Here is a 20735-nt window from a genome sequence, read left to right on the forward strand (position 1 = left end):
TTCTAGTTGTAAAGAGATGCAAACTTCATCGTGCGCCCCGGCATCCGGCCGAAACGATTTATACTGTTTATTTTATTTATACGATATAAATCGTTTATACGGTTTATATTATTTATACCGTATAAACTGTTTATATGATTTATACCATTAATTCCGCGGCCTTTAAATTCTTGCTATAAAAACCAGGTGACGCTCTGCATTTAGCCCTGGCACCTGGATCGCCCGTAATTCCGTCACTTTCCAGTCTGCCGGCAGTCGCTCTCTCTCGTCTGGCGGTGCCACCCCTTTCAAGGCGATGAATTGCCCGCCCTCGGCCAGCACGTGGTTCGACCAGTTGACGAAGTCGGACAGGTCGGCAAAGGCGCGCGAGGTGATCACGTCGAATTTCTGCGCCACTTCCAGCTGCTCCACCCGTTTCGTGTACACGGTGACGTTGGCCAGGCCCAGTTCCGCCTTCACTTGCGTCAGAAAAGCCGTCTTTTTGTGCACCGTGTCGATCATCGACACCTTTACGTCGGGCCGCGCGATGGCCAGGACCATGCCCGGCAAGCCGCCGCCGGCGCCCACGTCGAGCACATTCTTTGCATCCGCGAACGCCGGCACGGCGGCCAGCGAATCGAGCACGTGCAGGGTCAGCATCTGCAGGGGATCGCGCACCGACGTCAGGTTGTACACGCTGTTCCATTTGGCCAGCAAGGCCAGGTAATCGAGCAGTTTTTCCGTCTGATCCGCGCTCAGGTCCAGCCCCAGCGCGGCGATGCCTTCATTCAAAATCTGGGCAAGTTGCGCCCGGTCAAACTGCTTCATTCAACAACCTCGTCCTTTAAAGTGATGGGCTGCGCGGCGCCAAAGCCGCGCTTTTTCAGGTGGACCAGCAGCAGCGAAATCGCCGCCGGCGTCACGCCGGAAATGCGCGATGCCTGGCCCAGGGTTTCCGGGCGCTGCTTGTCGAGTTTTTGCCGCACTTCGACCGACAGCGCACCGATATCGAGGTAGTTGAAACCGGCCGGCAGGGCCAGGTTTTCATAGTGTTCGTGGCGCTCGATTTCCTTGCTCTGGCGCTCGATGTAGCCCGCATATTTGAGCTGGATTTCCACCTGTTCGCGCACGGCGGGGTCTTCCACGCCGGGGCCGGCCAGCGCCTGGCCTTCCATGCCCGTCATGCTCATCAGGGTGTCGTAGGCCACGTTCGGGCGGCGCAGCAGGTCCGCCAGCGAGTATTCGCGCTCGAGGGCCTGGCCTACGATGCGTTCCGATTCGGCGGCCGCCAGGATGCGCGGATTGACCCACGTGGAACGCAGGCGCTCGAGCTCGCGCGCCACCGCTTCGCGCTTGGTCTCGAACGCTTGCCATTGGGCGTCGCCCACGCAGCCCAGCGCGCGGCCGATTTCCGTCAGGCGCATGTCGGCATTGTCTTCGCGCAGGCTCAAACGGTACTCGGCGCGGCTGGTGAACATGCGGTACGGCTCCTGCACGCCCTGGGTGATCAGATCGTCGACCAGCACGCCCAGATAGGCCTCGGAGCGGCCCGGTACCCAGGCTTCCTTGTCCTGCGTCAGCAAGGCCGCATTCAGGCCCGCCAGCATGCCTTGCGCGGCCGCTTCCTCGTAGCCGGTGGTGCCGTTGATCTGGCCGGCGAAGAACAGGCCCGCGACGGCCTTCGTTTCCAGCGACGCTTTCAAGCCGCGCGGGTCGAAATAGTCGTATTCGATGGCGTAGCCGGGACGCAGAATGTGCGCGTTTTCCATGCCCTTCATCGATTGCACCAGGGCGATCTGCACGTCAAATGGCAAGCTCGTGGAGATGCCGTTCGGATAGAACTCATGCGTCGTCAAGCCTTCCGGCTCGAGGAAGATCTGGTGCGATTCCTTGCCCGAGAAGCGATGGATCTTGTCTTCGATCGAGGGGCAGTAACGCGGGCCCACGCCTTCGATGACGCCCGTGTACATGGGGCTGCGGTCCAGGCCGGCGCGGATGATGTCATGCGTCTGGCTATTCGTGTGCGTGACCCAGCACGGCACCTGGCGCGGGTGCATGGCCGTGTTGCCCATCACCGAAAACACGGGCACGGGATCGAGGTCGCCCGGCTGCTCTTGCATCACAGAAAAGTCGATCGTGCGGCCATCGATGCGCGGCGGCGTGCCCGTTTTCAGGCGCCCTTGCGGCAGTTTCAGCTCTTTCAGGCGGGCCGACAAGGAGATGGCGGGCGGGTCGCCGGCGCGGCCGGCCGAGTAGTTATTCAGGCCCACGTGGATCTTGCCGTCGAGGAAAGTGCCAGCCGTCAGGACCACGGCGCGTGCGAGAAACTTCAGGCCGATCTGCGTCACGGCGCCGACGACCCGGTCGCCTTCGACGATCAGGTCATCGACCGCTTGCTGGAACAGCCACAGATTCGTCTGGTTTTCCAGGCGCGTGCGGATGGCGGCCTTATAGAGAATACGGTCGGCCTGGGCGCGCGTGGCGCGCACTGCCGGGCCTTTCGAGGAATTCAGGATGCGGAACTGGATGCCGGACTCGTCGGTGGCAATCGCCATCGCGCCGCCCATGGCATCGACCTCCTTGACCAGGTGGCCCTTGCCGATGCCACCGATGGAGGGGTTGCACGACATCTGGCCCAGTGTCTCAATATTATGCGTGAGCAATAGCGTCTTCTGCCCCATGCGGGCGGAAGCGAGGGCCGCCTCGGTACCGGCGTGACCACCACCGACAACGATGACGTCGAATTCTGTAGGAAATAACATGATAAATAGGTAACAGTGCAAGTAAAAATGCGGGAAGAGAGCTCCGATTATAGAGTCTTTTTGCAAGCGCAACCTTCGACGGGCCAATTTTTGCTTAATTTTTACTCAGCAAGGGCCAGTCAACGACGATTTTTGTTTCACGTGGAACACGCAGCGGTACCTGGACAGGGCCCGCGCCGGGGCTGCGGTGGCCGTCAATGTTTGCTACAATTGCCGCATCGTCCGCTACCGTGGTCACGCCAGTGGCCATCGCGACGATCATCCAGGAGGACGGCCTCCCCCATCATGGGAACACACCGGGACGGCCCGCTCTGTATAAGGAGCCGCCATGGCCTGGATACTGTTAATTATTGCCGGCATGCTTGAAGTCGTGTGGGCATATTCGATGAAACTCTCCGAGGGTTTCACCAGACTCACCCCCTCCGTGATTACCATGGTCATGATGATCGCCAGCTTCGGCTTGCTGTCGCTGGCCATGCGCACCCTGCCCCTGGGCACGGCCTACACCATCTGGACGGGCATCGGCGCCGTCGGCGCCTTTATCGTCGGCATCGTCTTTCTGGGCGAGCAAGTCAACACCCTGCGCGTGTGCGCCGCCGTACTCATCGTGTGCGGCATCGTGCTGATGAAACTGTCATCAAGCCACTGAGAGGAATTCCCATGCTCCTCGAAAACTATTTTCCCGTCCTCCTGTTCATTCTGATCGGCATCCTGGTCGGCATCGTGCCCATGCTGCTGGGACGCGTACTCGGGCCGCACAAGCCCGATGCGCAAAAACTGTCCCAGTACGAATGCGGCTTCGAAGCGTTCGGCGACGCGCGCATGAAGTTCGACATCCGCTTCTACCTGGTCGCCATCCTGTTCATCCTGTTCGATATCGAGGTGATCTTCCTGATGCCGTGGGCGGCCAACGTCAACGCACTGGGACTGGCCGGCTTCTGGGCCGTCATGGGTTTTCTGGGCGTGCTGGCCATCGGCCTGGCCTATGAATGGAAACGCGGCGCGTTGGACTGGGAGTAAGCCCCGCTTCTGGTTCCACGTGAAACAGGCACGGGGGCGAAAAGCGGAGTAAGCTGGGCTTCTGTCTTCCTGTCAGGAGTACGCATGCCCGCCTTCCAGTTCCGCACCGTGCCGCATCTGATCGTTGAACCGGGTGCCGCCGCCCAGCTGGGCACGCATATCGCCCACCACTTCCCCACCGTGCGCCGCGCCCTGCTCGTCACCGACGCAGGCTTTTTGCGCACGGGCCTGGCCGATGCCTCTCTGCGCAGCTTGCAAGCGGCGGGCATCGAGGTCCACGTCTTTTCCGATGTGCAAGCCGATCCTCCCGAAACCATCGTGCTGGCCGGCGTGGCTCAGGCGCAGATGTTTCACGTGGAACTGATTATCGGCCTCGGCGGCGGCAGCTCGCTGGACGTGGCCAAGCTGATCGCCGTGCTGGCGCCCGGTCACCAGGAACTGGCGCAACTGTATGGCATCGGCAATGTGCATGGCGAGCGCCTGCCCCTGGTGCAATTGCCGACGACGGCCGGCACGGGCTCGGAAGTCACCCACATCGCCATCGTCACCACGGGCGCCACCAGCAAGATGGGCGTCGTCGCGCCGCAACTGTATGCGGACCTGGCCATCCTCGACGCCAGCCTGACCCTGGGCTTGCCGCCGGCCGTGACGGCCGCCACCGGCATCGACGCCATGGTGCATGCGATCGAAGCGTACACCAGCCGCCTGATGAAAAATCCCTTGTCCGACATGCTGGCCACCCAGGCGCTGTCGCTGCTCTCCAGCAACCTGGTCACAGCCTGCCGCGATGGCAGCAACTTGCCGGCGCGGCAAGCCATGCTGCTGGGCGCCATGCTGGCCGGCCAGGCGTTTGCCAACGCGCCCGTGGCTGCCGTACACGCGCTCGCCTATCCCATCGGCGGCTTGTTCCACGTGCCGCATGGCTTGTCGAATGCGCTGGTGCTGCCGCACGTGCTGCGCTTTAACTTGTCCCACGCGGCGCCCCTGTACGCGCAACTGGCGACTGTCTTGCAACCTGGCATGACGGGCAGCGAGGAAGCGCGGGCCGTGGCCCTGATCGACGCCATGCAGGAGATTGCCGTGGCTACCGGCATCGCGCGCACCCTGCGCGAAGTGGGCATCACGGCGGCCGACCTGGACCGCCTTGCCGATGAAGCCATGCTGCAGACGCGCTTGCTGGGCAACAATCCCCGTCCCCTCACGCGCGGCGATGCGCGCGCCATCTATGCGGCCGCACTGTGAGCCAGCAGACTGAGTCAGCCAACCCGCCCTGCTACACTGCCGCCATGACGCCTCCCGATATCCCCATTCATCCCGACAACACCCACTTTCCACACGGTGCCTGTGCCGGCTGCCACGACAGCGCGCCGCTGCCGTTTGCCTTCGAATATGCCTATCAGCCCATCGTCGACCTGGCCACGCGCAGCATCTATGCGCACGAGGCGCTGGTGCGCGGCCCCAACGGCGAAAGCGCAGCCAGCGTGCTGGCGCAAGTCAACGACGCCAACCGCTACCGCTTCGACCAGGCGTGCCGCGTCAAGGCCGTGGCCGGCGCAGCGCGCCTCGGCATGCAGGGCTTCCTGTCGATCAATTTTTTGCCCAACGCCGTCTACCGACCGGAAGTATGCATCCGCAGCACCCTGGAAGCGGCCAGGCTGCACCGCTTCCCTACCGACAAGATCATCTTTGAAGTGACGGAAGGCGAACGGGTGCAAGACCGTCCCCACCTGGTCGAGATCTTCCGCGCCTACCGGCGCTTCGGTTTCCAGACGGCCATCGATGATTTCGGCGCCGGCTATGCGGGCTTGAACCTGTTGGCCGAATACCAGCCCGACATCATCAAGATCGACATGGACCTGGTGCGCGGCATCGATGCGCAGGCGCCGCGCCAGGCGATCGTGCGCGCCATCGCCAGCCTGTGCCATGAGCTTGGTATCCGCGTGCTGGCCGAAGGCATCGAGACCCGCGCCGAACGCGACTTCCTGGCGGGCTGCGGTATTTCCCTGATGCAGGGCTACTGGTTTTCCAAGCCGGTCTTCCAGGGACTGGGCCAGATCGCCGATACGGCCTGGGAGTAATAAAAAAGGCCACGTGCAACGTGGCCTTGGGTTGCATGCCGATGCCGCCAGCCTAGTTGGGAATATCCACTACCGTCCCCGTCACGCTGATGGCATTGCCCGGCGCCGGCGTTGCCGCAATCGCCGGCACGTTGACGTTCGTGATCAACGTCGACGCATCGGCGCGCGTCACCGTGCGCACCACCTGCGATGACGGCAAGGCTTGCTTGGCGTTCAAGTGCGCATACATGGCGTCGAGCGCCCGGTTCAGGTAGACGTGCAGCGGCACGATCAGGGTCGGCAAGGCATTGCTGAAGGAATCGAAGTGGTTGGCATTGGTCACCTCGATATAGCGCAGCTGGCTATTTGCCCCTTCCACCGCGGCGTTCAGGCCAAGATAGGCGCGCGAGGCGTGATTGACGGGAATCAAGGTGTCGCTGCGGCCGTGCACGATGATGGCCGGCTTGCCATTCAACTTGCCGCTGGCCGCGACCTCGGCCATGCCGGCCCGCACCCGCACGCTTTGCCCGGCCAGGGTGCCTTCCAGGTTGGCGCCGCTGACGGCGTCGCGCCCCGTCGCCAGGCTGCGCAGGCACAGGAAGCCATCGAGTGACTGGTCCGCCAGGCTGGTCGATGGCGACACGCCGGCCGTGTAGACCTTGGCGCCACCCACGCTGTTCTCGTACACGACATTACCGAGGATACCGTTTTGCGCGGCAAAGCTGGCCGCCTTTTGCGCCGTGGTAAACGCGATCGGATTGCCGCTGCCATCCGTCTGCGCAAACGTGAAACCGCAGACTTTATCGGTCACGGAGAATTTTCCGTAGGCATACGCGTACGTGACGGCCACGAGGATATTCGTTCCCGCGTGCGAAGCCTGCAGCGGATCGGAATCGACCAGCCAGCCATACGCGCGCAAGCGCTGCTTCGCGTCCGCCTGCTGCGCCGCCAGGTCGGCGCCGTTCAATAAGCCCTTGGCCACCAGTGCCGTGCAGCGTCCCGCATTGCCGGCCACGGAAGCGATGCATGGCTGATACAGGGCCGCATAGGTGGCATAGTCGAACAGCGCGCGGCCGGGATTGGCCACCACCACCCCGCCCTGGCGCACGCTGTAGGCGTTCGATGCCGCCGGCTGGATTTGCGGTTCGCTGGCTGCCACGCCGCTGATCAAGCCTTTCGTATCCTGTTCCGCCGCCAGCAGGGCCGAGCCGGCACCGTTGGAAATGCTCGAGGCGATCGTGATGGTGTTCTTTGGCGTCAGGCGCACGATGCGCGAACTGCCGTCGCGGGCCAGCACGCCGTAGCGTTCGTTCAAGACGTAAAACGCCATCTCGACCGCCTGCAAGGTGACCTTGCCCCAGTCCTTCTCGGGGTTTTGCTGCGAGTGTGCATGCTTGAAGGCGATGCGGTTCGGATAGGCGCCAGCCCAGGCCAGCCGGTCGGCATCGCTCAAGTCCGGCGCGAAGAGCGCGTTCTTGCCGGCGGCGACCCTGCCCGCGCGCAGGCCATTCTGCAGGTTGACGCTATCGTCTTCGAACATATACAGGCCCGTGCCGGAACCCTTGTCGGCATACGCCACGGCGCAACCTTTTTTCAGGCCCCATTCGCCCGAGCTGCCGATGGCGCCATAGATGCCGCGCGAGCCGCTGGACGTGCCCGTGACGATGCAGGCACGATCCGGGTCGAAGCTGGCCGGCACCTGCACCATCAAGGTGACATTTTTCTTGCCCGTGCCATCATCGGCATAGGCGATGTATTCGCTGCCGGCCACCAGGCCCTCACCCGCCCCCACGTTGCCGGCCGCATCCACATTCGGCCCGTACAGGGTGCCGTAGCCGCTGTTGGCGGCAATGTCGAGCACGGCACGGTAATTGGCGTGGATGGCATTGCGGCGCAGCTCGAGCGGCGTCGGCTGTTCCGCATTCGCATACGCGGGCGTGGCGCCCGCCAGCCCCGTCTTGCCCAGCCCGGCCGTCAGCAGATCGTTCGTCTTGCCGTCGTAGTCGGCGCGCGTGATGGTGCCCAGGTAGCTGGGCATCTGGTTCAGCTCTTCCGGCGCATGGTTGCTGCCGCAGGCTGCCAACGCCAGCAGGGTGCACAAGCTCATGCCGGTGCCCGCGCGCGTGATCGTCATTTGCATGGTGGTTCTCTCCGTTGAAGACACAGTGGACGCACAATGAAAAACGCCGGACGATCCGTCCGGCGTTGCTTGAAAATCAGACAGCGGCTTTGGCAGCCCTGCCGCCGAAGCGCGCGATGGCTTCGCCGACGATGCCGCGCCGGAACAGCAGCACGCAGATGACGAAGATCACGCCCGTGACCATGCCCACCGATTCGCCCAGGGTGCCGAACCACTCGATGCCCGTGTGCGTGGCCAGAAAGGTACCGACATCGCCCAGCTTGTTTTCCAGCGCGATGATCAGCACGGCACCAAGGATGGGGCCGGACAAGGTACCCATGCCGCCCACCAAGGTCATCAGCACGACCAGTCCCGACATGCCCCAGTACACGTCGGTCAACGTCTCAAAGCCCAGCACCAGCGTCTTGGTGGCGCCGGCCAGCGCGGCCAGCGACGCCGACAGCACGATGGCCATCAGCTTGTACTTGTTGACGTCGTAGCCGAGCGAGATGGCGCGCGGTTCGTTTTCCTTGATGGCCTTGAGCACTTGCCCGAACGGCGAGTGGATGGTGCGCACGATCAGGGCGAAGCCGGCGATGAAGATGGCCAGCACCACGTAGTACAACACCGTGTCATTGCCCAGGTCTATCGTGCCCAGCAAGGTTCCACGTGGAACACCCTGCAAGCCATCCTCGCCGCCCGTGAAAGGCAAACGCAAGGCAAGGAAGTACACCATCTGCGCCAGCGCCAGGGTGATCATCGTAAAGTAGATGCCTTGGCGGCGGATCGCCAGCCCGCCGATCACCAGGCCCAGCAAGGCGCCCGTTGCGACGCCGGCCAGCAAGCCCAGTTCCGTCGGCCAGCCCCAGGTACGCAGCGCATAGCCGGTGACATAGCCGGCGCCGCCGAAGAAGGCCGCGTGGCCGAACGACAGCAAGCCCGTGTAGCCGATCAGCAAGTTGAACGCGCAGGCAAACAGGGCAAAGCACAGCAACTTCATCAGGAAGACGGGATAGCCGTAAAACGGGGCCGCCAACGCCAGCAGCAGGGCAATGGCGTAGCCTACATTCTTATTCATCGTGGTAGCTCCAATACATGACTGATGAGGATTACTTTTCTTTGCCGAACAGGCCGGCGGGACGCAGCAGCAGCACGATGACCATCACCACGAACACCACGGTGGCCGAGCCTTCCGGGTAGAACACGCGGGTCAGGCCCTCGATCACGCCCAGGCCCAGGCCCGTCAGGATGGAGCCCATGATGGAACCCATGCCGCCGATCACCACCACGGCAAACACGACGATGATCAGGTTCGAGCCCATCAGCGGCGAGACCTGGATGATCGGTGCCGCCAGCACGCCGGCGAAACCGGCCAGCGCCACACCGAAGCCGAACGTCAACGTGACCATCAGCGGCACGTTGATGCCGAACGCTTCCACCAGTTTCGGGTTTTCCGTGCCGGCCCGCAGGTAGGCGCCCAGCTTGGTTTTTTCGATGACGAACCAGGTGGCCAGGCAGACGGAAAGCGAAGCGATCACCACCCAGGCGCGGTAGTTCGGCAGGATCATGAAGCCCAGGTCCGTCGCGCCGGCCAGCGCTTCGGGCACGGCATATGGCTGGCCCGAGACGCCATAGAAGGAGCGGAACACGCCCTCCATGATCAGGGTGATGCCAAAGGTCAGCAGCAAGCCATACAGGTGGTCGAGTTTATACAGCCAGCGCAGCATGGTCTTTTCGATCAGGATGCCGAGCAGGCCGACGAGGATCGGGGCGATGACGAGCATGGCCCAGTAATTGATGTCGAAATAGCTGAGGCCCATCCAGGCCAGGAAGGCGCCCATCATGTACATGGCGCCGTGCGAGAAATTAATAACGTTGAGCAAGCCGAAGATGACGGCCAGACCGAGGGACAACATGGCATAGAACGAGCCGTTGACGAGACCCAGCAGCAGCTGGCTCATCATCGCTTGTAATGGAACGCCGAAAATTTCCATGGCATCACAGTATAAAAAGCACCGCCGGGTAGCGGTGTGGTATCAAGGGAAACACGCCACCGCGAACCAGACTGGTGCGGTGGCGCAAGGCGAACCCTGCGAGCGAAGCGTGCAGGACAGAGCGCCCGCGCGGCGGCGGGCACTCCGTGGATGTTGCTACAGCGTTACTTCCACAGCGAACACTTCGATTCGGCCTTGGTCACGTACGCCTGTGCACCGGGCACGGTGGCGACCACCTTGTAGTAATCCCATGGGTATTTCGACTCGGACGGTTTCTTAACTTCCATCAAATACATATCGTGCACCATGCGGCCATCGGGACGTACTTCGCCATTCTGGGTGAACATGTCGTTGATCTTGGTCTTTTTCAGGTAGGCCATGACCTTGTCCGTATCATCCGTGCCGACGGCCTTGACGGCTTTCAGGTAGTTCGCCGCGGCCGAATAGTCAGCCGCCTGCAGCATCGACGGCTCCTTCTTCATCTTGGCGAAATAGCGTTTCGACCAGGCGCGCGTTTCCGGATTCAAGTCCCAGTACCAGCCATCGGTCAGGTACATGCCCTGCGTGAGGTTCAGGCCCAGCGAATGGATGTCATTAATGAAGATCAGCAAGCCGGCCAGTTTCATCGATTTCGTCAAGCCGAACTCGTTGGCCGCCTTGATGCTGTTGATGGCGTCGCCGCCCGCATTGGCCAGGCCCAGGATTTGCGGCTTGGCCGCTTGCGCCTGCAACAGGAAGGAAGAGAAATCCGAGGCGCCCAGCGGATGCTTGACGCTGCCCAGCACCTTGCCGCCGGCCGCCTTGACGACCTCGGCCGTGTCTTTTTCCAGCGAGTGGCCAAACGCATAGTCGGCCGTCATGAAATACCAGTTCTTGCCGCCCTGCTTGACGATGGTGCCGCCCGTGCCGCGCGCCAGCGCCACCGTGTCGTAGGCGTAATGCACGGTGTACGGCGTGCATTCCTCGTTCGTCAGGCGTGAGGAACCGGCACCGATGGCAATGAAGATTTTCTTCTTTTCCGCCGCGACCTTGGCCATGGCCAGACTGGCGCCGGAATTGGTGCCGCCGATCAGCATGTCGACGCCTTGCTGGTCGAACCATTCGCGCGCCTTCGAAGCGGCGATGTCGGCCTTGTTTTGATGGTCGGCGGAAATGAATTCCACCTTCTTGCCGGCCAGTACCACGCCGGCATCGGCGATCGCCATCTTGATGGCTTCCGCGCCACCGAGGCCGTCGACGTCGGAATACACGCCCGACATGTCGGAAATAAAACCGATCTTGATGGTGTCGCCCGATACCTGGGCGTGCGCGGCGGCGGAAAAGCCCAGGGCGCAAAGAGTGGCGGTGGCAATGGCGATAGCGTTACGTTTCATAGTGTCTCCGTTGGGATTATTGTTTGCTATTTAAACGATTGCTCGACGACGATACGGAACTACATGGGCATTACACGCCAAGCAGCTCGGTCAATACCGGCATCTTGGCTTCCAGTTCGGATGCAGCAAAAGTCTCGACGATCTGACCGTGCTCCATCACATAAAACCGGTCCGCCAGCGGCGCGGCAAACCGGAAATTCTGTTCCACCATGACGATGGTGTAGCCCTTTTCCTTCAGGGTGGTAATCATGCGCGCCAGGCCCTGCACGATGACGGGCGCCAGGCCTTCGGAAATTTCATCGAGCAGCAGCAATCGTGCGCCCGTGCGCAGGATGCGCGCCACGGCCAGCATCTGCTGTTCCCCGCCCGACAGGCGCGTGCCCTGGCTGTGGCGGCGCTCCTGCAAATTCGGGAACATGGCGTAGATTTCCTCCACCGACATGCCCTTCTCGCCGCTGGCCAGGGTCGGCGGCAGCAGCAGGTTTTCCTCGGTCGACAGCGACGAGAAAATGCCGCGCTCTTCGGGACAATACCCGATGCCCAGGTGGGCGATTTTGTGCGTGGCCAAACCTATCGCTTCGCTGCCATTGACTTTGATGGAGCCCGTGCGTGCGCCCGTCAGCCCCATGATGGCGCGCAAGGTGGTCGTGCGGCCGGCGCCGTTGCGGCCCAGCAAAGTCACCACTTCACCCTGCTCCACTTTCAGGTTCACGTCGTGCAGGATGTGCGATTCGCCATACCAGGTGTGCAGTTGCGAAATTTCCAGCGCGGGTGCGCCGCCATTTACTTGTGTCGCCATCAATGCGCCCCTTCCAGTTCGGCGTGGGTGGTGCCCATGTACGCTTCCATCACTTGCGGATTGCGCGACACTTCCGCGTAACTGCCTTCGGCCAGCATGGCGCCGCGCTGCAGGACGGAAATCTTGTCGCAGATGCCAGACACCACGCTCATATTGTGTTCCACCATCAAAATCGTGCGGCCGGCCGACACTTTTTTGATCAGCTCGGTGACCCGGTGCACGTCTTCGTGACCCATGCCTTGCGTCGGTTCGTCGAGCAGCATCATTTCCGGCTCCATCGCCAGGGTGGTGGCGATTTCCAGCGCCCGCTTGCGCCCGTACGGCATGTCGACCGTGATGGTGTCGGCAAACTCCGTCAGGTCGACTTCGGCCAGCAAGGCCATGGCACGATCATTGAGCTGGTTCAAGGCACGTTCGCTTTGCCAGAAGTGGAACGAGGTACCGAGCTGGCGCTGCAAGCCGATGCGCACATTCTGCAGCACGGAGAGATGCGGGAAGACGGCGGAAATCTGGAAGGAACGGATCACGCCCATGCGCGCGATCTGCGCCGGTTTGGCGGCCGTGATATCTTTCCCATTGAACAGGATCTGTCCGGATGTGGGGACCAGGAATTTGGTGAGCAAGTTGAAACACGTGGTCTTGCCGGCGCCGTTAGGACCGATCAAGGCGTGGATATGGCCCCGCTCTACCTTCAGGTTCACCTCGCTCACAGCGGTGAACCCCTTGAATTCCTTGGTCAAATTTCTTGTTTCCAAGATTACGTTTGACATCGTGTCTCCTAGTTGTACTTTTTGTACTACTTAGTCATTTTTATAATACACAACTTAAATTTAACGCACAATACAGTATAACTACGGGGATTTTTCGCCAGCCCGAATGGCGCAAACTCGCACGCTTGCCCCGCTATTTCCAGGCCGCGTGTATCATTTGCGCCGCTTTTTCCGCGATCATCACGGTGGGCGAGTTCGTGTTACCAGAAGTAATGTACGGCATGATCGAGGCATCGACGACGCGTAAACCATCTACGCCGATGACGCGCAAGGTGCTGTCGACCACGCTCGAGGCATCGCTGGCCAGGCCCATGCGGCAGGTGCCCACGGGGTGGAAGATGGTCGTGCCGATCTGGCTGGCCGCCTGCGCCAGCTCTTCCTGGCTCTGGAATTGCACGCCCGGCTTGTATTCTTCGGGAGCGAATTTTTTCAGGGCCGGCGCGGCGGCGATGGCCCGCGTCAGGCGCAGGGCGTCGGCCGCCACGGCGCGGTCCTGCTCGGTACTCAGGTAATTGGGCACGATCTTCGGCGCCGCGTAGCTGTCGGCCGACGCGATGTGCACATGGCCGCGCGAAGTGGGGCGCAGATTGCAGACGCTGGCCGTAAACGCGGGAAACGCGTGCAAGGGTTCGCCGAATTTGTCGAGCGACAGCGGCTGCACGTGGTATTGCAGGTTCGGCGTGGCTTGCTGCGGATCGGACTTGGCGAACGCCCCCAGCTGCGACGGCGCCATCGACATGGGCCCGCTCTGGAACAGCGCATATTGCAAGCCGATCTGCATCTTGCCCAGCATATTTCCAGCCATGACGTTCAGGGTTTTCACGCCCTGCACCTTGTACACCATGCGCAGCTGCAGGTGGTCCTGCAAATTGCCGCCCACGCCAGCCGAGTCCAGCACGGGCGTAATGCCGTTTTCGCGCAGCAAGCCGGCCGGGCCGATGCCGGACAATTGCAGCAATTGGGGCGAACCGATGGCGCCCGCCGTCAGCAAGGTTTCCCGTTTGGCCGTCGCCTGCCATTGCGTGCCGCCGCCCGTCAACACGATGCCCGTGCAGCGCGGTCCCGTTTCCGTCGTTTCCAGCAGCAGACGTTCCACGTGGCAACCCGTCATGATGGTCAGGTTCGGGCGGCGCGCGGCCGGTTTCAAGAACGCTTTCGAGGTATTCCAGCGGATGCCGCGGCGCTGGTTGACGTCGAAATACGCGCTGCCGCTATTATCTCCGCCATTGAAATCGCTGGTTTTCGGGATGCCGACCTGCTGCGCCGCGTCGCGGAACGCATTCAAAATATCCCACGACAAGCGCTGTTTTTCCACGCGCCACTCGCCACCGACGCCATGGTTTTCCGAGGCGCCGCCGTAATAATCCTCGCTTTGTTTAAACAGCGGCAAGACCTTGTCCCAGCGCCAGGAGGCGTCGTCCGTCAGGTCGGCCCAGTGATCGTAATCGCCGGCCTGGCCCCGCATGTAGATCATGCCGTTGATGGACGAGCTGCCGCCCAGGACTTTGCCGCGCGGATAGATCAGGCTGCGCCCGCCCAGGCCCGCGTCCGCCTGCGTGGAATACAGCCAGTCCGTGCGGGGATTGCCGATGCAATGCAGATAGCCGACGGGGATGTGGATCCACACGTAATCGTCCTTACCGCCCGCTTCCACGAGCAAAACGTTAGCATCCTTGTCGCGCGTGAGCCGGTTGGCCAGCACGCAACCTGCCGTGCCGCCGCCCACGATGATGTAGTCGTATTCGCCTGCCGATTCCAATGAAGCTCCTTTCGGTATGCCATCAAACTGTCGCGCGGCGTGTCTCCCCGCCGCGTTTCGCTACCAGAGTCTGTCTTTCTTCATGCATGCATGGCTGCTGAGCCGCCTTGAGATTACCACCAGTGCCAAGCCAGGGCGACATTAATCGTATGGCCAGCATGCTCACCGTGCAGACGCGCTTGTCGGGCAACTAAAAAACCTCCCAAACAGGGGCTGCGAGCTGTGGATAACCGTATGGATATCCACAGGGACGATATGTGTGTAAACGAAAAATTTTTTCAGCGGCTTTTTTTTGTCCAGAAACCATCCCAGCCAGATACAACCCTTACTCAGCGTTTATCCGTACGCCAAGCGATTGTTTACAAGGATAAATCAGGACTTATCCACAGAAGTTGTCGCCGTTAACTACTATTACTATTCTTGTATACGATCTTGTTAAGGTAAACCCGACAACGCGCGCTTTGCCTGCCCTTGCTACGAAGGAAAGCTCTGCAGCCTTCTCCTGTAAAAAAAATCGCAAGCGGTTTCTGTACGCAAAAAAAATCCAGCCAACAACTGAGCGACGAAAACCGGCGCGGCCAGCGTCATGCAGACAGCACTGCCAAACCGTTTTGCAAAATGGAAATGTCAACGGACCTTGCCAGGCCTGGCGCTAGCAAGCCACATGAAGCCGAAATAAGGGGGATTTTGAGACGATTGTGGATAAGTCACTTGATATCCACAGGATGACTTGTGAGTAAACACGAAGTTATGCGCAGGCCCGCATTTTATACAATTTTGCTCCTCGCGTGATACAGCGATTATGCACGCTTTATTTTGCGCGTAAACGTTTGATCCTGTTGAAAAAAAGTGACTTATCCACAGAAAAAAACGCGTTTACTATTACTACTATTTTTATATATAGATCTATTGTAAACCGACAAAAAAAGCGAAAGTCCGGGGATATTTCCAAAAAGCATGCAAACAACGTCAAAAAAAAAGCCAACAGCGACAGCGCGACCCACTACCAAACCGTCTTCCAGGAAGTACCTGGATGCCGATGTTCGTGAAAGAAACACATTCGTGATCGCTCAGCTTTGATTGCCAGCCAGGAATCCTGCACGCAAATCGCGTCAAACATGTCACTGCAGCAAGAAAAAACGCGATTTTTGCTGGTCGGTGTGGATAAGTGACTGCATATCCACAGGATGAGATGTGGGAAAAGTCGATCTTTGTCCACAAGCCAATTTTTATCCCAAACAAGTCCTCGCTGGATACAATGCTTGTGCGCCTACTTTTTTGTGCGCTAAGTCGATGATTTTTCGATGGTATACCGACTTATCCACAAAAAAATGGCCGTTTACTATCACTACTATTTTTATGTATACATCTTTATTTAAAACACAGAGACAAACGCGCACGGTGGAAAAGTCACCGAAACGGCTGTTTTCACCATGTAAACCGTTTTGCAATCCCAAAAACCTGTAAAAACAGCATGACTTCACACACAAAAATGCGTTTAGGCATCATCAGTGCCTTGCACGAAGAACAGCAGGGGCTGGTAGAAGCCATGCAAGGCCCCCAGAGGCGTTCGCACGGCATGCGCGACTACACCCTGGGAACCCTGTGGAATATCGACGCTGTGTGCGTCCTGTCGCGTCTGGGCAAGGTTGCCGCTGCCATGACAGCTTCTATCCTTGTGGAAAAGTACGGAGTTACCCACATCGTCTTTACCGGCGTGGCCGGCAGTGGGGATAAACACGTGAAAGTGGGCGATATCGTGGTGGCCGAAGCGCTGCTGCAGCACGATATGGACGCCCGACCTTTGTTTCCCCGCTTCGAGGTGCCGCTGACGGGCCTACAGCGCTTCGCCACGGATCTGGAGCTCAGTTCGCAACTGGCCGGTGCGGCAGAAGATTTTCTGCGCGATGAGCTTGCCAAGGTATTGCCAGGCAAGGATATCCAAGAGTTTGCGCTGCAGCAGGCGCAAGTACACCGCGGCCTGATCGCCAGCGGCGACCAGTTCATCGGCAGCGCGGCGCATATCAACCAGCTGAAAGCGGATATCCCCGACCTGCTGGCCGTCGAAATGGAAGGCGCCGCCGTGGCGCAAGTGTGTTTTGAACTCGGTGTGCCGTTTACGGTCATACGCACCATTTCCGACAACGCCAATGAAGACGCGGCCGTCGACTTCATGCAGTTTGTGAAAAGCGTCGCCTCGCCTTATGCATTTCACGTGATTCGCAAGCTGTGCCAGCGCCTGGCTGGCTGAGTTTTTACGGCGCGTGCATAAAAAAAGGGCAGAACCAGCGGTTCTGCCCTTTTTGCGTTCACTGTCTACCTAAATTTTAGACACTCAGCATCATCAGACTTGCGTTACCACCGGCCGCCGTCGTATTCACGCACAGCGCCCGCTCAGCGACCAGGCGCCACAGGGGGATGGCACCGTCCTGCGTGGTGGCGATGGTGCCCACCAGGGCTCCTTCCCGTGCCGCCAGCAGCGGTTTGAGCTGGCCATCGAGGCTAGGCTCGATCATGGCGATCTGGAAATCCTGCTTGACCGACTCCAGGCTGCTGACGATCTGGATGCGGTCCTTCAGCGCCGCCGGCAAGTCGCCCGGGATCAGGTCCGGCGCTTGCGCCAGCACCAGGGCCTGGTTACCGGTGGCCAGGACGGCTGCCAGCTGGTTCATCAGCGTACCGGACGTGGCTGCCGCGCACAGGATCGTGCCCCGTGCGGCAAAACTCAGGGTATTGCGCTCGCCCGTCGGGCCTGGCAAGACGGTGGTGCTGCCCAGCAAGGTGGTGCGCGCATAGTCCTGCGCCAGCTGCTGCACCTTGTCGTGGCCATGCATCTTCGCCCACACGGTCAGCGCATCGAGCGCGGGCGGCGCCTGGCGCTGGTGCTGCGCGCCGGTCGGCGCATTGCGCTGCAGGCGTTTCAGGTACAGGGGGCCGCCTGCCTTCGGACCGGTCCCCGATTTGCCTTCGCCGCCGAACGGCTGCACGCCGACGACGGCGCCGACGATGTTACGGTTCACATAAATATTGCCCACGTGCGCGCGCTTGGTGATGAAATCGATGGTTTCATCGATGCGCGTGTGGATGCCCAGGGTCAAGCCGTAACCGCTGTCGTTGATCGATTGCACCAGTTGCGGCAGTTCGGCCCGCTTGTAGCGGATCACGTGCAGCACGGGGCCGAAGACTTCCTGCGTCAATTGCGCCAACGACTTGATTTCCAGCACGGTCGGAGCGACGAACGTGCCTTTGACGGTCGGCAAATCGAGCGAATAATGGTCGATGGCCATGGTTTTCATCTTGTTGATGTGGGCCAGCAAGTTACCCTGCGCTTCCGCATCGATGACGGGACCGATATCGGTGGCCAGGCGGTCAGGATTGCCAACGCGCAATTCCTGCATGGCGCCTTTCAGCATATGGATGGTCTTGTCGGCGATTTCCGCTTGCAGGAACAGCACGCGCAAGGCCGAGCAGCGCTGGCCGGCGCTGTCGAAGGCGGATGACATCACGTCCTGCACCACTTGTTCCGGCAAGGCCGACGAATCGACGATCAGGGCATTCTGGCCGCCCGTTTCGGCGATCAGGGGAATGTCGATGCCTTCGGCCACGGCGCGCGCGGCCAGGTTGCGGTTGATCAATTGCGCCACTTCCGTCGAACCCGTGAAAATCACGCCTTTGACGCGCGCGTCATTGCACAGGCCGGCACCGACCACTTCTCCGCTGCCGGGCAAGAATTGCAGCGCGCCGCGCGGCACGCCCGCCGCATGCAGCAATTGCACGGCGCGGTGGGCGATCAGCGGCGTCTGCTCGGCCGGCTTGGCCAGCACCACGTTGCCCGCTGCCAGGGCGGCGGCCAGCTGGCCCGTAAAGATGGCCAGCGGGAAGTTCCACGGGCTGATGCAGGTGACGGGACCGAGCGCCAGGGTGTTCGGCGCGTGTTCCACCTGCGCCGCGTAGTAGCGCAGGAAGTCGACGGCTTCGCGGATTTCCGCGATCGCGTTCGGCAGCGACTTGCCCGCTTCGCGCACGGCCAGGGCCATCAGCTCGATATGGTGTTCCTCGAACAGGTCGGCCGCGCGCAGCAACGCTTGCGCGCGGATCGACGGTTCCGTGGTTTGCCAATCCATCGCATACGCGCTGGCGCTGGCCAGCGCCGTTTCCACGTCGGCCGGACCGGCTTCCATGACCTTGCCCACGACATCGTCGTGCTGGGCCGGATTGTGGATGACTTGCATCGGCGTATTCAGGCTGACGGCGCCATCGATCAGCGGCGCCGCCTGCCATGTCTGCTGCTGCGCCAGGCCGGTGGCCAGCGTGCGCAAGGTGTCTTCATTCGACAGGTCCAGGCCGGCCGAGTTCCTGCGTTCGCTGCCAAACATGTCCAGCGGCAACGGAATCGACGGGTGCGGCAAGCCGCCCTGCAGGCGCGCCTGCTCGAGGGGATCGCGGATCAGGCTATCGATGGCCACGCTTTCGTCGACGATCTGGTTGACGAAGGACGAATTGGCGCCGTTTTCCAGCAGGCGGCGCACCAGGTAGGCCAGCAGGGTTTCATGCGAGCCGACGGGGGCGTAGATGCGGCACGGCTTGTCGAGGTTGTCGGGGCCGACGACCTGGTCGTACAGGGTTTCGCCCATGCCGTGCAGACACTGGAATTCGTAGTCGGTAATGCCGTCGCGTTTCGCCCAGGTATAGATGGTCGACAGGGTTTGCGCGTTGTGCGTGGCAAATTGCGGGTAGATCAGGCTGCTGGCAGCCAGCAGTTTTTGCGCACACACGAGGTAAGACACGTCCGTGTAGACCTTGCGCGTGTAGACGGGATAGCCTTCCTGGCCGTCGACTTGCGCGCGCTTGACTTCCGCATCCCAGTACGCGCCCTTGACCAGACGCACCATGAACTTGCGGCCGCTGCGGCGCGCCAGGTCGATCAGGAAATCGATGGCGAAGGGACAGCGCTTTTGATACGCCTGCACCACGTAGCCGATGCCGTCGAAGCCGGCCAAATCTGTATCAAAAGCAAGTGCTTCCATCAGGTCGAGCGACAGTTCCAGGCGGTCCGTTTCTTCCGCATCGATGTTGAAGCCGATGTTGTACTGTTTTGCCAGCAACAGCAGCGCTTTGACCTTTGGCAACAATTCTTCCATGACGCGGGCGCGCTGGGCGCGGCTGTAGCGCGCGTGCAGGGCCGACAGTTTCACGGAAATGCCGGGGCCGTTGCGGATGCCGCGCCCGTTCGATGCCTTGCCGATGGCGTGGATCGCCGTTTCGTACGAAGCGTAGTAGTTGGCCGCGTCGGCTTGCGTCAGGGCCGCCTCGCCCAGCATGTCGTACGAGTAGCGGTAGCCGCGCGTTTCATTCTCGCGGCTGTTTTTCAACGCTTCCTCGATGGTTTGCCCCGTGACGAACTGGTTGCCCAGCATGCGCATGGCCAGGTCGACGCCCTTGCGGATCAGCGGTTCGCCGCCTTTGGCGATGAGCTTGGTCATGGCTGAACCGAGGCCCGATTCGCTGCTGGTACTGACCAGTTTGCCCGTAATCAGCAAGCCCCAGGTGGCCGCGTTGACGAACAGCGACGGCGATTCGCCCAGATGCTTCTTCCAGTCGCCCTTGCTGATTTTGTCGGCGATCAAACGGTCGGCCGTTTGACTGTCGGGTATACGCAACAGCGCTTCAGCCAGACACATCAATGCAACACCCTCTTCCGACGATAGCGAGAACTCGTGCATCAGTGCATCGACGCCGGAGGCGCGTGTGCGTTTTTGGCGCACGTTCGAGACCAGGCGGTGCGCCAGCGCTTGGCCTTCGGCCGTCGTTTCGGTGCTGCTGGGACGGACTTGTTGCAACAGCCACTGCACGGCGGAAACCTCATCGCGCCTATAGGCGGCAGTGATGGCGGCGCGTTGTGGCGTCGCTTCGGGCAGGATTTCTGCCTGGAACGCAGCAAAAGGAATCGGGGTAAAAGCCGAGGGGCCTGCAGGGTGCATAAGTGCTCTTTACAAGGAAAAAGGGGACGAAAACTGACGTAATTCTTGCTCTTTTTTGGTGCAAAAAAATACAGAAAGTCGGACGTTAAGATGATTCGATTGTAAAGGGGATTCTTATGGAT

General features: G+C 60.8%; 15 protein-coding genes. 5 read left to right on the forward strand and 10 right to left on the reverse strand.

All coding sequences use genetic code 11. The features are described 5' to 3' along the window. Window positions 1-162: 162 nt before the first annotated feature. Window positions 163-807: a 16S rRNA (guanine(527)-N(7))-methyltransferase RsmG gene (rsmG, locus tag ACQ4WQ_RS15385; protein WP_436498166.1), complete on the reverse strand. Its 645-nt coding sequence runs from the start codon at window positions 805-807 to the stop codon at window positions 163-165. Next, entirely contained in the window at window positions 804-2741 is a 1938-nt protein-coding gene (mnmG, locus tag ACQ4WQ_RS15390) for a tRNA uridine-5-carboxymethylaminomethyl(34) synthesis enzyme MnmG (protein WP_436498168.1), read from the reverse strand. The genes rsmG and mnmG overlap by 4 nt, the downstream gene beginning before the upstream one ends. A gap of 328 nt (window positions 2742-3069) precedes the next feature. Here mnmG and sugE point away from each other — a divergent pair, with 328 nt between their 5' ends. The 4 genes from sugE (at window position 3070) to ACQ4WQ_RS15410 (ending at window position 5839) form a co-directional block, all read left to right on the forward strand. Further along, a complete protein-coding gene (gene sugE / locus ACQ4WQ_RS15395) occupies window positions 3070-3390 on the forward strand; it encodes a quaternary ammonium compound efflux SMR transporter SugE (protein ID WP_436498170.1) in 321 nt (106 codons plus the stop codon). A gap of 11 nt (window positions 3391-3401) precedes the next feature. Then, the gene (locus ACQ4WQ_RS15400; RefSeq protein ID WP_436498172.1) at window positions 3402-3761 is read left to right on the forward strand and encodes an NADH-quinone oxidoreductase subunit A; all 360 of its coding nucleotides are present in this window, start codon (window positions 3402-3404) and stop codon (window positions 3759-3761) included. Between the two features lie 84 nt (window positions 3762-3845). Further along, window positions 3846-5003: an iron-containing alcohol dehydrogenase gene (locus ACQ4WQ_RS15405; protein WP_436498174.1), complete on the forward strand. Its 1158-nt coding sequence runs from the start codon at window positions 3846-3848 to the stop codon at window positions 5001-5003. A 44-nt stretch (window positions 5004-5047) separates the two neighbouring features. Next, window positions 5048-5839: an EAL domain-containing protein gene (locus ACQ4WQ_RS15410; RefSeq protein WP_326457833.1), complete on the forward strand. Its 792-nt coding sequence runs from the start codon at window positions 5048-5050 to the stop codon at window positions 5837-5839. Between the two features lie 52 nt (window positions 5840-5891). Here the strand turns inward: ACQ4WQ_RS15410 and ACQ4WQ_RS15415 are convergent, their stop codons facing one another. The 7 genes from ACQ4WQ_RS15415 to ACQ4WQ_RS15445 all read right to left on the reverse strand — a co-directional run bounded on the left by ACQ4WQ_RS15415 (window position 5892) and on the right by ACQ4WQ_RS15445 (window position 14632). Then, entirely contained in the window at window positions 5892-7952 is a 2061-nt protein-coding gene (locus ACQ4WQ_RS15415) for a 3-hydroxybutyrate oligomer hydrolase family protein (protein WP_436498339.1), read from the reverse strand. 82 nt (window positions 7953-8034) lie between these two features. Next, window positions 8035-9015, reverse strand: coding sequence for a branched-chain amino acid ABC transporter permease (locus tag ACQ4WQ_RS15420; RefSeq protein ID WP_436498176.1), 981 nt, complete (start codon window positions 9013-9015; stop codon window positions 8035-8037). Window positions 9016-9046: 31 nt separating this feature from the next. Further along, a complete protein-coding gene (locus ACQ4WQ_RS15425; RefSeq protein WP_070218919.1) occupies window positions 9047-9931 on the reverse strand; it encodes a branched-chain amino acid ABC transporter permease in 885 nt (294 codons plus the stop codon). A gap of 164 nt (window positions 9932-10095) precedes the next feature. After that, window positions 10096-11304, reverse strand: a complete 1209-nt coding sequence (locus ACQ4WQ_RS15430; protein WP_070218918.1) for an ABC transporter substrate-binding protein — start codon at window positions 11302-11304, stop codon at window positions 10096-10098. Between the two features lie 70 nt (window positions 11305-11374). Continuing rightward, on the reverse strand, window positions 11375-12103 hold the full coding sequence (locus ACQ4WQ_RS15435) for an ABC transporter ATP-binding protein (protein ID WP_070288907.1): 729 nt from the start codon (window positions 12101-12103) through the stop codon (window positions 11375-11377). Continuing rightward, window positions 12103-12873, reverse strand: coding sequence for an ABC transporter ATP-binding protein (locus ACQ4WQ_RS15440; protein ID WP_035823437.1), 771 nt, complete (start codon window positions 12871-12873; stop codon window positions 12103-12105). The genes ACQ4WQ_RS15435 and ACQ4WQ_RS15440 overlap by 1 nt, the downstream gene beginning before the upstream one ends. A 133-nt stretch (window positions 12874-13006) precedes the next feature. Next, window positions 13007-14632: a GMC family oxidoreductase gene (locus tag ACQ4WQ_RS15445; RefSeq protein ID WP_436498180.1), complete on the reverse strand. Its 1626-nt coding sequence runs from the start codon at window positions 14630-14632 to the stop codon at window positions 13007-13009. 1474 nt (window positions 14633-16106) lie between these two features. Here ACQ4WQ_RS15445 and ACQ4WQ_RS15450 point away from each other — a divergent pair. Continuing rightward, window positions 16107-16883, forward strand: a complete 777-nt coding sequence (locus ACQ4WQ_RS15450; RefSeq protein ID WP_436498182.1) for a 5'-methylthioadenosine/adenosylhomocysteine nucleosidase — start codon at window positions 16107-16109, stop codon at window positions 16881-16883. Window positions 16884-16959: 76 nt separating this feature from the next. On the opposite strand, the gene putA is transcribed toward ACQ4WQ_RS15450, so the two are convergent. After that, window positions 16960-20613: a trifunctional transcriptional regulator/proline dehydrogenase/L-glutamate gamma-semialdehyde dehydrogenase gene (gene putA / locus ACQ4WQ_RS15455; protein WP_326457838.1), complete on the reverse strand. Its 3654-nt coding sequence runs from the start codon at window positions 20611-20613 to the stop codon at window positions 16960-16962. Between the last annotated feature and the right edge of the window lie 122 nt (window positions 20614-20735).

This window comes from Janthinobacterium goodfellowi (genome assembly GCF_051380695.1).
Taxonomy (GTDB): Bacteria; Pseudomonadota; Gammaproteobacteria; order Burkholderiales; family Burkholderiaceae_D; genus Janthinobacterium.

Coding starts and splice junctions, on each gene's coding strand:
- ACQ4WQ_RS15410 (WP_326457833.1), top strand. CDS start 5,048: ATGACGCCTCCCGATATCCCCATTCATCCCGACAACACCCACTTTCCA.
- ACQ4WQ_RS15415 (WP_436498339.1), bottom strand. CDS start 7,952: ATGACGATCACGCGCGCGGGCACCGGCATGAGCTTGTGCACCCTGCTG.
- ACQ4WQ_RS15425 (WP_070218919.1), bottom strand. CDS start 9,931: ATGGAAATTTTCGGCGTTCCATTACAAGCGATGATGAGCCAGCTGCTG.
- ACQ4WQ_RS15450 (WP_436498182.1), top strand. CDS start 16,107: ATGACTTCACACACAAAAATGCGTTTAGGCATCATCAGTGCCTTGCAC.
- ACQ4WQ_RS15420 (WP_436498176.1), bottom strand. CDS start 9,015: ATGAATAAGAATGTAGGCTACGCCATTGCCCTGCTGCTGGCGTTGGCG.
- ACQ4WQ_RS15400 (WP_436498172.1), top strand. CDS start 3,402: ATGCTCCTCGAAAACTATTTTCCCGTCCTCCTGTTCATTCTGATCGGC.
- ACQ4WQ_RS15430 (WP_070218918.1), bottom strand. CDS start 11,304: ATGAAACGTAACGCTATCGCCATTGCCACCGCCACTCTTTGCGCCCTG.
- rsmG (WP_436498166.1), bottom strand. CDS start 807: ATGAAGCAGTTTGACCGGGCGCAACTTGCCCAGATTTTGAATGAAGGC.
- sugE (WP_436498170.1), top strand. CDS start 3,070: ATGGCCTGGATACTGTTAATTATTGCCGGCATGCTTGAAGTCGTGTGG.
- ACQ4WQ_RS15440 (WP_035823437.1), bottom strand. CDS start 12,873: ATGTCAAACGTAATCTTGGAAACAAGAAATTTGACCAAGGAATTCAAG.
- putA (WP_326457838.1), bottom strand. CDS start 20,613: ATGCACCCTGCAGGCCCCTCGGCTTTTACCCCGATTCCTTTTGCTGCG.
- mnmG (WP_436498168.1), bottom strand. CDS start 2,741: ATGTTATTTCCTACAGAATTCGACGTCATCGTTGTCGGTGGTGGTCAC.
- ACQ4WQ_RS15405 (WP_436498174.1), top strand. CDS start 3,846: ATGCCCGCCTTCCAGTTCCGCACCGTGCCGCATCTGATCGTTGAACCG.
- ACQ4WQ_RS15435 (WP_070288907.1), bottom strand. CDS start 12,103: ATGGCGACACAAGTAAATGGCGGCGCACCCGCGCTGGAAATTTCGCAA.